This is a genomic window from Limimaricola pyoseonensis, assembly GCF_900102015.1.
Classification (GTDB): domain Bacteria; phylum Pseudomonadota; class Alphaproteobacteria; order Rhodobacterales; family Rhodobacteraceae; genus Limimaricola; species Limimaricola pyoseonensis.
The window spans coordinates 299,340-312,811 of sequence record NZ_FNAT01000002.1; the positions used below are offsets into that span (position 1 = coordinate 299,340).

At 71.0% G+C, this 13,472-nt stretch carries 14 protein-coding genes; 9 read left to right on the top strand and 5 right to left on the bottom strand.

Going from position 1 to position 13,472, the window contains the following annotated elements; all coding sequences use genetic code 11:
- Window positions 1–24: 24 nt before the first annotated feature.
- Both BLT43_RS05235 and BLT43_RS05240 read right to left on the bottom strand, forming a co-directional pair.
- On the bottom strand, window positions 25–1,155 hold the full coding sequence (locus BLT43_RS05235) for a Gfo/Idh/MocA family protein (protein WP_090110733.1): 1,131 nt from the start codon (window positions 1,153–1,155) through the stop codon (window positions 25–27).
- Between the two features lie 9 nt (window positions 1,156–1,164).
- Window positions 1,165–1,869, bottom strand: coding sequence for a GntR family transcriptional regulator (locus BLT43_RS05240; protein WP_090110735.1), 705 nt, complete (start codon window positions 1,867–1,869; stop codon window positions 1,165–1,167).
- Between the two features lie 96 nt (window positions 1,870–1,965).
- On the opposite strand from BLT43_RS05240, the gene BLT43_RS05245 reads away from it, so the two are divergent.
- The 7 genes from BLT43_RS05245 to BLT43_RS05275 all read left to right on the top strand — a co-directional run bounded on the left by BLT43_RS05245 (window position 1,966) and on the right by BLT43_RS05275 (window position 8,691).
- A complete protein-coding gene (locus BLT43_RS05245; protein WP_090110737.1) occupies window positions 1,966–3,120 on the top strand; it encodes an LLM class flavin-dependent oxidoreductase in 1,155 nt (384 codons plus the stop codon).
- Window positions 3,120–4,010 (top strand): aldo/keto reductase, encoded by an 891-nt coding sequence (locus BLT43_RS05250; RefSeq protein ID WP_090110740.1) that lies wholly within the window; start codon window positions 3,120–3,122, stop codon window positions 4,008–4,010. Before BLT43_RS05245 ends, BLT43_RS05250 begins: the two co-directional genes overlap by 1 nt.
- On the top strand, window positions 4,007–4,522 hold the full coding sequence (locus BLT43_RS05255; protein WP_090110742.1) for a flavin reductase family protein: 516 nt from the start codon (window positions 4,007–4,009) through the stop codon (window positions 4,520–4,522). The genes BLT43_RS05250 and BLT43_RS05255 overlap by 4 nt, the downstream gene beginning before the upstream one ends.
- A gap of 52 nt (window positions 4,523–4,574) precedes the next feature.
- Window positions 4,575–5,165 (top strand): TRAP transporter small permease, encoded by a 591-nt coding sequence (locus BLT43_RS05260; protein ID WP_090110744.1) that lies wholly within the window; start codon window positions 4,575–4,577, stop codon window positions 5,163–5,165.
- The gene (locus BLT43_RS05265; RefSeq protein WP_090110746.1) at window positions 5,166–6,455 is read left to right on the top strand and encodes a TRAP transporter large permease; all 1,290 of its coding nucleotides are present in this window, start codon (window positions 5,166–5,168) and stop codon (window positions 6,453–6,455) included.
- A gap of 32 nt (window positions 6,456–6,487) precedes the next feature.
- Window positions 6,488–7,546, top strand: coding sequence for a TRAP transporter substrate-binding protein (locus tag BLT43_RS05270; RefSeq protein WP_090111503.1), 1,059 nt, complete (start codon window positions 6,488–6,490; stop codon window positions 7,544–7,546).
- A 152-nt stretch (window positions 7,547–7,698) separates the two neighbouring features.
- Entirely contained in the window at window positions 7,699–8,691 is a 993-nt protein-coding gene (locus BLT43_RS05275; protein WP_090110748.1) for a YeiH family protein, read from the top strand.
- A 22-nt stretch (window positions 8,692–8,713) separates the two neighbouring features.
- Here BLT43_RS05275 and BLT43_RS05280 read toward each other — a convergent pair whose 3' ends face one another.
- Genes BLT43_RS05280 through BLT43_RS05290 form a run of 3 tightly spaced genes read right to left on the bottom strand, consistent with a single transcriptional unit; the run spans window position 8,714 to window position 11,824 of the window.
- On the bottom strand, window positions 8,714–9,775 hold the full coding sequence (locus BLT43_RS05280; protein ID WP_090110750.1) for an ABC transporter substrate-binding protein: 1,062 nt from the start codon (window positions 9,773–9,775) through the stop codon (window positions 8,714–8,716).
- Window positions 9,772–11,154, bottom strand: coding sequence for a sensor histidine kinase (locus tag BLT43_RS05285; RefSeq protein WP_090110752.1), 1,383 nt, complete (start codon window positions 11,152–11,154; stop codon window positions 9,772–9,774). The genes BLT43_RS05280 and BLT43_RS05285 overlap by 4 nt, the downstream gene beginning before the upstream one ends.
- Window positions 11,147–11,824: a response regulator gene (locus tag BLT43_RS05290; RefSeq protein ID WP_090110754.1), complete on the bottom strand. Its 678-nt coding sequence runs from the start codon at window positions 11,822–11,824 to the stop codon at window positions 11,147–11,149. Before BLT43_RS05290 ends, BLT43_RS05285 begins: the two co-directional genes overlap by 8 nt.
- A 153-nt stretch (window positions 11,825–11,977) precedes the next feature.
- On the opposite strand from BLT43_RS05290, the gene BLT43_RS05295 reads away from it, so the two are divergent.
- Window positions 11,978–12,967 (top strand): Bug family tripartite tricarboxylate transporter substrate binding protein, encoded by a 990-nt coding sequence (locus BLT43_RS05295; RefSeq protein WP_090110756.1) that lies wholly within the window; start codon window positions 11,978–11,980, stop codon window positions 12,965–12,967.
- A gap of 63 nt (window positions 12,968–13,030) precedes the next feature.
- The gene (locus BLT43_RS05300; protein ID WP_090110758.1) at window positions 13,031–13,462 is read left to right on the top strand and encodes a tripartite tricarboxylate transporter TctB family protein; all 432 of its coding nucleotides are present in this window, start codon (window positions 13,031–13,033) and stop codon (window positions 13,460–13,462) included.
- Window positions 13,463–13,472 lie beyond the last annotated feature (10 nt).

Sequence of the window (13,472 nt, forward strand, 5' to 3'; positions counted from 1 at the left end):
CGCGCCGTTGTTGCGGCGGCCGTCTCAGGCCGCGCGCAGGCGCGCCGGCATCAGCCCGGTCTCGGAGATCGCGACGGCGCGGCCCTCGCGGATCGACATCTGCGCCGCGAGGCCCATGGCCACCGCCGCCCAGCCATCCTCGAGCGTGACCTCGGGATGCGCGCGCTCGCCGCGCACCAGCTCGAGGAAGCGGGCGTGCTGGTAGAAGGTCGAGCCGTTGTGGTCGCCCGCCTCCAGAAGCGCCGGGTCGACCGGGATCTCGCGCAGCTCGGGGCCCTTGGGGTCGCGCGGGCTGACGATCAGCTGCGGCACCGGCGGCGCGCCCAGATGCTCGGGCCAGAACCGGCCCGGCCCCGGCACCAGCGCCTCGATCCGCGCCTTGGGGCCCACGGCCGTCACTTCCTCCTGCCAGCGCGCGCCTTCCGCGAACATGCACAGCTCCAGCATGGCGCGGCCGCCGCGGGCGAAGTCGACGATGACGTAGCCGTTGTCGAGCACGTCGGGCGCCACGCCCTCGTAATCCTCGTCGGCATGGTTCACCGCCTGGCTGCCAGAGGCCATCACCCGCACCGGCTCGTCGCCGAGCGTGAGCCGCATCAGGTCGAAGAAGTGGCAGCATTTCTCGACGAAGGTGCCGCCGGTGTAGCGGTTGAAACGGTTCCAGCCGCCGACCTTGTGCAGGAAGGGGAAGCGGTGCTCGCGGATGGTCAGCATCCGGATGCCGCCGGTGGTCTCCTGCGCTTCCTTCAGGAAGGCGGCGATCGGCGGCATGTAGCGGTATTCCATCGCCACCCAGACCGGGGCGGGGTAGCTGTCGCGGAAGGCCGCGAGCCGCGCGGTCTCGGCCGGGTCGGTGAAGAGCGGCTTCTCCACGAGGATCGGCAGCGGCCTGGTGGCGGCGATCTCCTCCATCTGCTCGAGATGGCGGAAGTTCGGGCTGGCGATCAGCAGGCAGTCGAGATCCGGCGTGGCGAGCAGGTCGGCGACCGAATCCGCCATCCGCGCGGCGGGGGCGAGGCGGGCGGCCTCGGCGCGCATGCCGGCGTCGGGCTCGAAGATCGCGGCGACCTCGGCGCCCTCGAGGAGCGCGATGTTGCGCAGGTGCTCCTGCCCCATCATGCCGCAGCCGATGATGCCGTAACGGGTGGTGGTCATGTCGTCTCCTCAGATCAGACGCTGCACGTAGACCGCGCGCGTCGTGTCGAACCATGTGCGCGAGAACTCGACCGGCGCCGGGCGCTGCGCCCAGCTCAGCCGCTCAATGTAGCCGGTGGGGGCGCCGGGGCGGACGCCGAAGGCGGCGGGCGCCCAGTCCGGCACGCCGGCCATCGTGACCCGGTCCTCGGCGCGGGTGATCCAGAAGCCGAGATGGGTCTTGTAGTAGAGATAGAGCGAGTCGGCGAGCTTCGCCGAATCGATGCCGCCCGCCGCGCCGTCGAGCCAGATCTCCTCGACCGCGATCACCACCTGGTTCAGGTAGCGCAACCGTCGCACCCGCGTGCCCTCGGACGAGGTGCCGAAGGCGGGCAGGTCGGCGGGTTTCTGCATCCGCGCGAGGTCGAGCACGTCGGCGCGCGGCAGGCCGCCGCCCTCGGGCAGCTCCAGCCGGAACATCGAGTAGACGCTCTCGGCCCGCGCGTTGCGCCGCACGTAGTTGCCCGAGCCCTGGATGCGCTCGAGCATGCCCTTGTCGGCCAGCTCGGCCAGCGCCTTCCTGAGCGTTCTGACGGAGGTGCCGAGCTGGGCCGCGAAGTCGCGCTCGGGCGGCAGCCGCTCGCCCTCGACCAGCCGGCCCGAGGCGATCTCGCGGATCAGCAATTCGCTGATCTGCTGGTGCATGGGAAGCGAGGCGGGCGCGGCGGCGGGCATCGGCGGAAACCGTGGAGGTCAGATTGATGCACCATTGATTTGCATTCCGGCGGCTGCTACGCAAGACGAAATCGCCGCTGCCGGAGGAAAGCCGCCATGACCGTCGTCCCCATCACCTCGCCCGATCTCGACGCGGTGGAGGTGTCGTGGTTCGCCGCGCTCTGCTCGGACGACTACCGTTTTCTCGGCGTGCCCGAGGGCGATCTGCGCTCCTCCTGGGCGCATTGCTCCGAGATCGTGAAGACCGCCGAGGCCCAAGGTTTCCGCAACATCCTGTGCCCGTCCTCCTACCAGGTCGGGCAGGACACGTTGTCCTTCGTCGCCGGCTGCGCGCCGATCACCTCGAAGATCAACCTGCTGGCCGCGATCCGCTGTGGCGAGATGCAGCCGATCATGCTGGCGCGCACCGTCGCCACGCTCGACCACATGCTGGAAGGCCGGCTGACGCTGAACGTGATCTCGTCCGACTTCCCCGGCGAGAAGGCCGACAGCAAGTTCCGCTACCAGCGCTCGCGCGAGGTGGTGGAGATCCTCAAGCAGGCCTGGACGCAGGACGAGATCAACTACAAGGGCGAGGTCTACGACTTCTCGGGCCTCACCACCGACCCGGCGAGACCCTACCAGGAAGGCGGGCCGCTTCTGTATTTCGGCGGCTACAGCCCCGACGCGCTGGAGCTCTGCGGCCAGCATTGCGACGTCTACCTGATGTGGCCCGAAAAGAAGGAAGACCTCGCCGAGCGGATGCGCGCGGTCCATTCCGTGGCCGAGAAATACGACCGCACGCTGGATTACGGTCTGCGCGTCCACGTCATCGTCCGCGACACCGAGGCCGAGGCGCGCGAATACGCGCAGCATCTCGTCTCCAAGCTCGACGACGAGCAGGGCAAGGCGATCCGCGAGCGCGCCCTCGACGCCACCTCGCTCGGCGTGTCGCACCAGTCGCGCAACCGCGAGCTCGCGGACATGGAGGGCTTCATCGAGCCCAACCTCTGGACCGGCGTGGGCCGCGCCCGCTCGGGCTGCGGCGCGGCGCTGGTGGGCTCGACCGACCAGGTCTACTCCAAGCTGGAAGAGTACCGGAAAATGGGGATGCGGGCCTTCATCCTCTCCGGCTATCCGCATATCGACGAGGCGAAGCATTTCGGCGCCCGCGTGCTGCCGAGGCTGAAGACCTGCTCGCTGCCCGAGGCCTACGGGCGCGTGCCGAACCAGACACCGAAGACGCCGCTGGGCGCGGGAGAGAGACGCTGATGGACCGTATCGAGATCGCCAAGGGCGTGGAATTCAGCCGCATCGTCTACGGCATGTGGCGCATCGCCGACGATTCCGACACCTCGCCGGCCCATGTCCGGGCCAAGATCGACGCCTGCCTCGCGCAGGGCATCACCACCATGGACCAGGCCGACATCTACGGCGCCTACGGCGCCGAGGAGGTGCTGGGCGCCGCGCTGCGCGAGGATCCGTCCCTGCGCGACCGGATCGAACTGGTCAGCAAGTGCGGCATCGTCGCGCCGATGGGCCGGCATTCGGACAAGCGGGTGAAGCATTACGACACCTCGCGCAGCTACATTGAGCAGGCGGTCGAGACGAGCCTGCGCGACATGCACACCGACCATCTCGACCTGCTCTTGATCCACCGCCCCGACCCGATGATGGACCACCGCGAGACCGGCGCCGCGCTCGACGCGCTGGTGGCGTCCGGCAAGGTCCGCGCCGTCGGCGTGTCGAACTTCCGCCCCTGGGACGTGGAGCTTCTGGAATCGGCGATGGAGACGAAGCTCGCCACCAACCAGATCGAGATCTCGCTCAAGGAGCTTTCGCCCTTCACCAATGGCGATCTCGCCTTCCACCAGCGCCGCAACGATCCGGTCATGGCCTGGTCGCCGCTGGGCGGGGGCGACCTGATGACCGGGCAGGGGCCGGTGGCCGAGCGGCTCGACGCGATCGCCCGCGCGCAGGGCGTCGACCGCGCCGCCGTCGCGGTGGCCTTCCTGCTGGCGCATCCCGCGTCTATCCTGCCGGTGATGGGCACCAACAACATCGACCGCATCGCGAAGATCTCGGACGCGCTGAAGGTGGAGCTCGACCGGCAGGACTGGTTCACGCTCTACGAGGCGGGCCTCGGCAAGGAGGTGCCGTGAGCGCGGCCGCCGAGATCACCGGCTTCGTGCCGGATGCCGGCAACACCCGGCTTCTGCGCGATGCCTTCGGCCGCTTCACCACCGGCGTGACCATCGTCACGGTGGCGGGCGAGGAGGGGCCGGTGGCGATCACCGCCAACAGCTTCTCGAGCCTGTCGCTCGACCCGCCGCTGGTGCTGTGGTCGCCCGACAAGGGCTCGCGCCGGTTCCGGCATTTCGCGCATGCCACGCATTACGCGATCCACGTGCTCGCCGCCGACCAGGCCGAGCTGTGCTTCGGCGTCTCGAAGGACGCCTGGAAGCTCGGCGAGCACGATCTCGAGACGAACGGCGCGGGCGTGCCGGTGATCGCTGGCGCGCTGGCGCGCTTCGACTGCACGCGCGAGGCCACGCATGACGGCGGCGACCACGTGATCGTGGTCGGCCGGGTCGACCGGGCCGAGCTGCGCGACGGCGCGCCGCTGGTCTTCTACGCGGGCAAGCCCGCGCGGCTGGCGCAGGACGACACTTAGGCCGCGTGCCCCCGGGGAGGGGGCGGCCACCCGGGAGGGAAGGGGAGACGGAATGGGAGGAGTTCTGGCCGTGCTGGGGCCGCTTGGGCGGCTCAATGCGGGGCTGTGCACGGCGGGCCGCGCCATCGGCGTCGCGGCCATCGCGGTGATGGTGGCGGTGACGCTGCTGCAGGTGGTCATGCGCTACGTGTTCAACAACGCGCTGCCCTGGCCCGACGAGGCGGCGCGCTTCTGTATGCTGTGGATGACCGGGCTGATGGCCCCGACCGCGCTGCGCCATGGCGGCTTCGTCGCGATCGACACGCTGCCCGCCGCGCTGCCGGTGCGGCTGTCCTCGGCGCTGACGCTGGTGCTCCTGTCGATCGCCATGCTGGTGCTGGTGATGGGCCTCACCATCGGCTGGGCCGAGGTGAACGGCCTCGGCGGGCGCTTCGACACCGCCTCGCTCTACCTGCCGACCTCGCTGTCGTTCGACAGCTGGTACCGCATCCCGCGCAGCTGGATGATGCTGTCGCTGGTGGTCGGCTTCGCCATGCTGATCCTCGTCAACATCGAGCTGATGCTCAGGGCCCTGGCGGGCCTGTTCGGGGCGGCCGACCGGCTGCCCATGGTCCGCAATCCCGAGCTGGGGAGCGCCGAATAGATGCTGGTCCTGTTCCTTCCGGTCTTCCTGTTCTTCCTGATGGTCGGCCTGCCGGTCTTCTTCGGCCTGCTCTTCGCGCCCGGCATCCTGCTGTGGCTGAACGGGCAGGAGCGCGACATCACGCTGCTCTACCGCAACCTCTACAACGGCATGGACAGCTTCCCGCTGATGGCCATCCCGTTCTTCATGCTGGCGGGCGAGCTGATGAACCGCGGCGGCATCACGCTGCGCCTCGTCGAGTTCAGCCAGGCGATGATGGGCCATTTCCGCGGCGGCCTCGCACACGTCAACATCCTGTCCTCGATGCTCTTCGCGGGCCTTTCCGGCTCGGCCGTGGCCGACACCTCGGCGCTGGGCTCGATGCTGATCCCGGCGATGGAGAAGCAGGGCTACACCCGCCGCTTCGCCGCCGCGATCACCGCGGCCTCGTCGGTGATCGGCCCGATCATCCCGCCCTCGGGCATCATGATCATCTACGCCTACGTCATGGGCGAGAGCGTGGCCGCGCTGTTCCTCGCCGGCATCGTGCCGGGCATCCTCGTCGGCGTCGGGCTGATGGTGCTCGTCAAGCTGATGGCCGACCGCTACGACTTCCCGGTCGCCTCGCGCCGCCACAGCTGGGGCGAGCGCGGGCAGGCCTCGCTCAAGGCCTTCTTCCCGCTGATGACCCCGGTGATCATCCTCGGCGGCATCCTGTCGGGTGTGTTCACCCCCACCGAGGCGGCGGCCGTGGCCGTGGCCTACGCGCTGATCATCGGCCTGTTCGTGCTGCGCACGCTGAAGGTGGCCGAGCTGTCGGACGTGCTGTCCAAGGCCGGGATCACCTCGGCCGTCGTGCTGCTGCTCGTGGGCGCGGCGATGTCGTTCAAGACGGTGGTCTCGCTCTCCCACGCGCCCGAGCTGCTGGCCGACTTCATCCTGACGCTGACCGAGAACCCGCTGCTCCTGCTGTTCCTGATCAACCTGCTGCTGTTCGCGGTGGGCATGTTCCTCGACGCGGGCCCCGCGATCATCATCCTCGGCCCGATCCTCGGCCCGGTCTTCACCTCGCTCGGCGTCGACTCGGTGCATTTCGCGATCATCATGTGCGTGAACCTCACCGTCGGCCTCGCGACGCCACCGATGGGGCTTGTGCTCTTCGTCGCGGCCTCGGTCTCGAACGAGAAGGTCGAGACGATCTCCAAGGCGATCCTGCCCTTCCTCGCGGTCGAGATCCTGGTGATCATGCTGATCACCTTCGTGCCCGAGATTTCCATGACGATCCCGCGCCTGACGGGCTTCGCGGACTGAATCACAACGAGATGAGCAACAGGGAGGACACCATGCTCACGAAAACCCTCAAGGCCGCCGGTCTGGCGGCGCTGCTGGCCGGCACCGCGCTACCCGCGTTCGCGCAGGAATACACGCTGCGCGCCACCGCCAACTCGAACGAGGCCGACGAGGACTATGACGGCCTGCAGGCCTTCAAGAGCCATGTCGAGGCCGCCTCGAACGGCGCCATCGAGGTCGAGATCTTCATGGGCACGCAGCTCTGCTCGAACGGCGCGGAGTGCCTGCAGGGCGTGGCCGACGGCTCGATCGACATCTACATCTCGACCTCGGGCGGCGCCTCGGGCCTGTTCCCCTACGTGCAGGTGCTCGACCTTCCTTACGTGATGGCCGACGACCGCGTCGCCGAGGCGGTGATGTCGGGCGACTTCACCCGCACCATGCGCGACATGGCGCTGGCGGATTCGGGCGACGCGATCCGGCTGATGACCATCGGCAACACCGGCGGCTGGCGCAACTTCGCCAACACCCAGCGCCGGATCGAGACGCCCGAGGACATCGAGGGGCTGAAGATCCGCACCGTGGTCGCCGACCTGCCGCAGGAGCTGGTGCGTGCGCTCGGCGCCTCGCCGACGCCGATCCCGTGGCCCGAGCTCTTCACCTCGCTGCAGACCGGCGTGGTCGAGGGCACCAAGAACGGCATCACCGACATCATGTCGATGAAGTTCCCCGATGCCGGCCTGCAATACGTCACGCTCGACGGCCACGCCTACATGGGCGCGCTGTGGTGGATGTCGAACCAGCGCTTCCAGGAGCTGCCCGACGACATGAAGCGCGTCGTGGTCGACGGCTTTTACCAGCTGCAGCAGGCGACCTTCGCCTCGCCCAAGCGCAAGTCGATCGAGGCCTATGAGGACTTCGTGGCCGGCGGCGGCGATCTCTACGTGCCGACGCCCGAGCAGAAGGCCGCCTTCGCCGAGGCCGCGCAGCCGGTCTACGAGTGGTTCACCGCCAATGTCGAAGGCGGGCAGGAGATCTACGATGCGCTGACCGCCGCCGTGGCCGAGGCCGAGAGCGAGCTCGAGGCCGCCCGCGCCGCCGACATGGAGTGACGCGTTGACATCGGGCGGGGGGCGGTCGCCGCCCCCCGCCATGCGAGGCGGCCCCCGGCAGGGGCCGCCTCTTTTTCCCCCCGAGAACGAATACCCCCCGTGCCCCGGCCATCGCCCGGGCCCACGCCGCCGCCATGCCCGAAGGAGCCGCCATGACCCGCCTTGCCGATACCGCCCGGAGCCTGTTCCCGGGCGTGGCCCTCGCGGCGCTGGTGGCGATGGCGGCGCAGTTCCTGTCAGAACATTACGGCGCCCCGGCCATGCTGATGGCGATCCTTCTGGGCATCGCGCTGGCCTTCCTGTCGGAAGAGCCGCGCAGCGCGCCGGGCATCGCCTTTTCCTCGCGCACGCTGCTGCGCGTCGGCGTGGCGCTTCTGGGCGTGCGCATCTCGACCGGCATGGTGCAGGAGTTGGGGCTAGGCCTCCTGGGCCTGATCGTCGGCGGCGTGCTCGCCACCATCGGCGCCTCGATCCTCGCGGCCTGGGTGCTCGGCCGCGACCGGCTCTTCGCCTTTCTCTCGGGCGGCGCGGTGGCGATCTGCGGCGCCTCGGCCGCCATGGCGATCTCCTCGGTGCTGCCCCGGCGCGAGGAGGGCGAGCGCGACCTCATCTTCACCGTGGTCTCGGTCACCATGCTCTCGACGCTGGCGATGATCGCCTACCCGATCCTCGCCGACCGGCTCGGCTTCGACATGCGCCAGACCGGGGTGTTTCTCGGCGGCACGATCCACGACGTGGCGCAGGTGGTGGGCGCGGGCTACTCGGTCTCGGAAGAGACGGGCGACCTCGCCACGCTGGTCAAGCTGATCCGGGTCACGATGCTCGCCCCGATCGTTCTGGGCGCGGCGCTGGTGATGCGCCGCCGCGCGCCCGAGGGCGCCAAGCGGCCGCCGCTGGTGCCGGGCTTCGTGCTGGGCTTTCTGGCGCTCGCGGCGCTGAACTCGGCCGGCCTGCTGCCCGGCTGGTTCTCCGAGGCGGCGAGCGCGGTGTCGCGCTGGGCGCTGCTCACCGCCATCGCCGCCGTGGGCATGAAGACCTCGCTGAAGAAGCTTCTGGACGTCGGCGGCCCGGCGATCGCGCTGGTCGCGGCGCAGACCGCCTTCATCGCGGCATTGCTCGGCGTCGGCGTGGCGATGATCGGCTGAATGCGGCGCGCCATCGGCCGGCTCAGGGCGCGGTGCCGCCCGCGGCCGGGAAGGCGTCGCGCCAGCGCGCGCCGAACAGCGCCCGCTTGTGGGCATCCAGCGCGATCAGCAGCGCCGGCGACAGCGGGATCGGCCGCTCCGGCGTCTCGGCCGTGCGGTCGAGCGCCGCGCCGTCCTCGGCCTCGAGCCGCACGATCAGCAGCGCCGCCTCCAGCGCCTGCCGCCCCTCGGGCGAGAGCAGGAAGTCGACGAACTGCGCCGCCGCCCGCGGGTTGCCGGCCACGCGCGGGATCATCGCGGCGCGCGACAGCATCAAGGTGTAGTCCTCGGGCGCGACCACGCCGAGCCGCTCGTCGCGCCGCGCGCGCGCCAGCGCGTAGGAGCCCAGCACGTTGTAGGCCACGAGGTAGCGGCCCTCGGCCACGCCGTCGATGATCTCGGCCGAGCAGCAGGTCGCCACCGCGCCCGAGCGTCCGAAGCTCTCCATCAGCCCGCCGAAGGTCGAGGCCTCCATCGAATCGGCGAAGGCGAAGAGGAAGCCCAGCCCCGAACGCTCGATGTCGTAGGTCGCGACCCGCCCGCGGAACGGGCTCTCGGTCGGGCGCAGGAGGTCGAGCAGGTCGAAGCGCGAGCGCGGCACCTGCGCGGGCGCCACGCGCTCGCGGTTGTAGACCATCACCGCCGGCTCGCGGGTCACGCCCCAGAGCTCGTCGCGCCACGACAGCGCGTCGGGCAGGGCGGCGGTCAGCGCCGAGCGGTAGGGCCGGGCGCAGCCCTCGTTCACCAGATCGACCATCTGGTGCACCGCCGAGGAGATCACGAGGTCCGCGCCCGCGCGCCCCGCCGCGCAATCCTCCGATTGCAGCCGGTAGAGCGGGTTCGAGCCCCATTGCTCGAAGGCCACGCGCAGCCCCGGCCGGGTGTCGAGGAAGGCCTCGACCACCGGCCCCAGCACCGCGAGGTCGGTGGTCGAGCGCAGCAGCAGCGTCTCGGGCGCGGTGTCGGGGCCGAAATCGCGCGACAGCTCCTGCGCCGGGGCGGCGGCGGGCCACAGCGCCAGCAGGACGACGAGCGCCCGGATCATGCCGCCCCCGCCCGCGGCAGCGCCAGCGCCGCCTCGAAGCCGTCGCCCGAGCGCCCCAGCAGCAGCGCGCCGCCATGGCTCTCGGCCACCTCGCGGGCGATGGCGAGGCCGAGCCCGCTGCCGCCCGGCGCGCCGGAGGTGAAGCGCGCGCCCAGCCCCGACAGCACCGCCTCTGACGGCCCGGGCCCGGCGTCGCGCACGAAGAGCCGGGCGCGGCCGCCCTCGCGCGCCACGCCGAGCCGGATCGGCGCGCGGCCATGCGCCAGCGCGTTGGCGAGCAGGTTCTTCCCGGCCTCGGTCAGCGACAGCGCGTCGCCGCGCACCACCAGCGGGCCGGGCGGCAGGTCGAGCCGCACCCGCGCGCCCGGCGCGATCGCAGCGGCGTCGACCTCCTCGAAGACCTCGAGCGCCACGTCGCGCAAATCGAGCGCGGCGCGCGGCGCGGTGTCGGTGCGGTGGATGATCAGCGCCCGGTCGAGCATCCGGTCCAGCAGCCGCGACAGCCCGACGCTGCGCTCGTGGATGCGCCCGAGGATGCGGGCGCGCGCCTCCGGGTCGCACTCGTCCTGCGCCAGCTGCGCCTGCGCGCGGATCGCGGCCACCGGCGTGCGCAGCTGGTGCGCGGCGTCGCCGATCAGGTTGCGGCTGGCGGCGAGCTGGCGGTCGAGCCGGCCCATGAAGCCGTTGAGCGCCCCCAGCATCGGCGCGATCTCGGACGGCATCGGCAGGGCCAGCGGCGTGAGGTCGGTCGGGTCGCGCTCTGCCAGCGCCCCGCCCAGCCGCTGCAGCGGCCTGAGCGCCGAGCGGGTGGCGAGCCATGCGAAGAGCCCGATCACCACCCCGGCGGCCGCCAGCACCGCCAGCGCGCCCTGCGCGATGTCGCGCGCCAGGGCCGCGCGCGCCCGCGTCGTCTGGCCCAGAAGCACCCGCACCGGCCCGGAAAAGCCGCGCTCGGCGAAGCGGCGAGTGACGGCGACGTAGCGGCCGGGTTCCGCGCCCAGATCGCCGTCGTAGAAGACCGGGCCCACGCCCTCGCGCTCGGGCGGCAGCGGCGCCGCGTCGCTGCCGGTCAGCGTCGCGCCGTCCGGGCCGATCACCCGGTAGCGGATGCGGTCCTCGGGCGCGAGCGCCAGCATCTGGAAGGCCGAGACCGGCATGTCGACCACCACCGCGCCGTCGCGCACCGACATCGAGGCGGCGATGTCGCTCGCCGCGCCGACGAGCAGCCGGTCATAGGCCTCGCGCGCCGCCTGCCGGCCATAGGCCAGCGCCACCGCCAGCACCACCACGCCGCCCAGCAGCAGCACCGCGCCCACCGCGAGCGCCACGCGCGACTTCAGCGACAGCGTGCGCACCGGCGGCGCAGGCGTCTCAGCCATCGCCCGCCACCTCGAGCCGGTAGCCCAGGCCCCGATGCGTCTCGATCGCCACGCCCGATCCCGAGAGCTTCTTGCGCAGGCGGGCCACGTAGAGCTCGACCGCGTTGTCGCCGACATCGGCGTTCTCGAAGCCGAACAGCCCGTCGAACAGCCGGTCCTTGGGCATGATCCGGCCGCGGTTGGCCACCAGCAGGTTCAGGAGCGCCAGCTCGCGCCGGGTGGCCGAGACCGTGGCCCCGTTCACCCGCAGGCTCTGCGCCGCCGGGTCGAAGTCGAGCCCCGCGAGCGTCACCCGGTTCTCGGCCCGTCCCGCCTCGCGGCGGGTGAGCGCGCGCACCCGCGCCTCCAGCTCGCGCAGGTCGAAGGGCTTCACGAGGTAGTCGTCGGCGCCCTCGTCGAGCGCGCCGACCCGGTCCTCGACCGCCGATTGCGCGGTCAGCACCAAGACCGGCGTGCGGTCGCCGGCGCGGCGGCGCTCGCGCAGGAAGTCGCGGCCCGATCCGTCGGGCAGGTTCAGGTCGAGGATCACCACGCCGTAATCCGTGAGCCCCGCGCAGGCGCGGGCATCGGCGAGCGTCGGCGCGACGTCGCAGGCGAAGCCCGCCCGCCCGAGGCTCGCGGATGCGGCCTCGGCGACGTCGGCGGTGTCCTCCACGATCAGCAGGCGCATCTCGTCCCTCCCCGGCGGCCGAGCATAGGGCCGTTGCGGCGCGAGCAGAAGGCCGCGCGCGGCGATGACAGCTTGGTGACAGCTTCGCGGTAGAAAAGGGACCCCGCATCCGGCGGGAGGAGTCCGGCCGGACCACGAAATGGGAGAGACAAGATGACGATCACCATCCGTCGCGGCCTCGTGGCCGCCGCGCTGCTCGGCTGCGCGCCCGGCGCGCTCATGGCGCAGGACTTCACCCCCGAGAGCCCCGAATGCATCGCGCCCGCCAACCCGGGCGGCGGCTGGGACTTCACCTGCCGCCAGGCGGGCAAGACGCTGCAGGATCTCGACCTGATCCCCTCGACCATGCAGGTGGTGAACCTCGCCGGCGGCGGCGGCGGCGTGGCCTTCGCCGAGGTGGTGAACAAGCGCGCCGACGACAACGACCTCGTGGTCGCGGCCTCCTCGGCCACCGCGACGCGGCTGGCGCAGAACGCCTATCCGGGCAACACCATGGACCAGGTCCGCTGGCTGGGTTCGGTCGGCGCCGATTACGGCGTGATCGCGGTTTCGGCCGACAGCGAGGTGCAGGACCTGCCGCAGCTGATGGAGATGATCAAGTCGGACCCGACCTCGGTCTCGATCGGCGGCGGCTCGGCCGTGGGCGGCTGGGACCACCTCAAGGTGCTGATCGCGGCGCAGGAGGCCGGGATCGAGGAGGTGCGCGGCGTCAAGTACATCGCCTTCGACGGCGGCGGCGAGGCGGTGACGCAGCTGCTGGCGGGCTCGCTGCAGGCCTTCACCGGCGACCTGTCGGAATCCACCGGCTTCATCGAGTCGGGCGACATCCGCGTGCTGGCGGTGCTGGCGCCGGAGCGGCTCGAGGGCGAGTACTCGGACATCCCGACCGCCAAGGAGCAGGGCATCGACGCGGTCGGCGCCAACTGGCGCGGCTTCTACGGCCCGGGCGAGATGTCGGACGCGGCCTATGACTACTGGGTCTCGGCGCTCGACCAGCTCTACGCCTCCGACGAGTGGAAGGCGATCATGGAGAGCAACGGCCTCGCGCCGCTCGACCTGCAGGGCGAGGAGTTCCAGGCCTTCGTGCAGGAGTCGGTGAGCGAGATCACCGAGCTGTCGAAGGAAATCGGCATCATCCAGTAACGGCACCCGTGGCGGGGCGCGCCCGACGCGCGCGCCCCGCCCGCACAACACCGGGAGGATCGCATGAGCGATCGCATCTTCGGCGGGATCGGTCTGATGCTGGCGCTGCTCTATGTCTGGCGCGCCGCGATCATCCCCGACAGCTTCATGTCCGACGCGGTGGGACCGCGCGCCTTTCCCTACGGGATCGCCGCGGTGCTGGCGCTGAGCTCGGTCTTCTTCCTGCTCAAGCCCGACCCGGCGCCGGAATGGCCGCGCGCGGGCCGGCTGGCCGAGATCGGCTTCGCGGTGCTGGTGATGATCGCCTATGCGCAGCTTCTGCCCGAGGTCGGCTTCCTGATCGCCACCGCCTTCGCCAGCGCCTACCTGACCTGGCGGCTCGGCTCGCCGCCGCTGCAGAGCGTGCTGATCGGCGCCGGCACCTCGATCGGCATCTACGTCATCTTCCGACTGATCCTTGGCCTGTCGCTGGCCAAGGGGCCGTTCGGCTTCTGAGGAGCGCGCC

Coding starts and splice junctions, on each gene's coding strand:
- BLT43_RS05235 (WP_090110733.1), bottom strand. CDS start 1,155: ATGACCACCACCCGTTACGGCATCATCGGCTGCGGCATGATGGGGCAG.
- BLT43_RS05240 (WP_090110735.1), bottom strand. CDS start 1,869: ATGCCCGCCGCCGCGCCCGCCTCGCTTCCCATGCACCAGCAGATCAGC.
- BLT43_RS05245 (WP_090110737.1), top strand. CDS start 1,966: ATGACCGTCGTCCCCATCACCTCGCCCGATCTCGACGCGGTGGAGGTG.
- BLT43_RS05250 (WP_090110740.1), top strand. CDS start 3,120: ATGGACCGTATCGAGATCGCCAAGGGCGTGGAATTCAGCCGCATCGTC.
- BLT43_RS05260 (WP_090110744.1), top strand. CDS start 4,575: ATGGGAGGAGTTCTGGCCGTGCTGGGGCCGCTTGGGCGGCTCAATGCG.
- BLT43_RS05265 (WP_090110746.1), top strand. CDS start 5,166: ATGCTGGTCCTGTTCCTTCCGGTCTTCCTGTTCTTCCTGATGGTCGGC.
- BLT43_RS05270 (WP_090111503.1), top strand. CDS start 6,488: ATGCTCACGAAAACCCTCAAGGCCGCCGGTCTGGCGGCGCTGCTGGCC.
- BLT43_RS05275 (WP_090110748.1), top strand. CDS start 7,699: ATGACCCGCCTTGCCGATACCGCCCGGAGCCTGTTCCCGGGCGTGGCC.
- BLT43_RS05280 (WP_090110750.1), bottom strand. CDS start 9,775: ATGATCCGGGCGCTCGTCGTCCTGCTGGCGCTGTGGCCCGCCGCCGCC.
- BLT43_RS05285 (WP_090110752.1), bottom strand. CDS start 11,154: ATGGCTGAGACGCCTGCGCCGCCGGTGCGCACGCTGTCGCTGAAGTCG.
- BLT43_RS05290 (WP_090110754.1), bottom strand. CDS start 11,824: ATGCGCCTGCTGATCGTGGAGGACACCGCCGACGTCGCCGAGGCCGCA.
- BLT43_RS05295 (WP_090110756.1), top strand. CDS start 11,978: ATGACGATCACCATCCGTCGCGGCCTCGTGGCCGCCGCGCTGCTCGGC.
- BLT43_RS05300 (WP_090110758.1), top strand. CDS start 13,031: ATGAGCGATCGCATCTTCGGCGGGATCGGTCTGATGCTGGCGCTGCTC.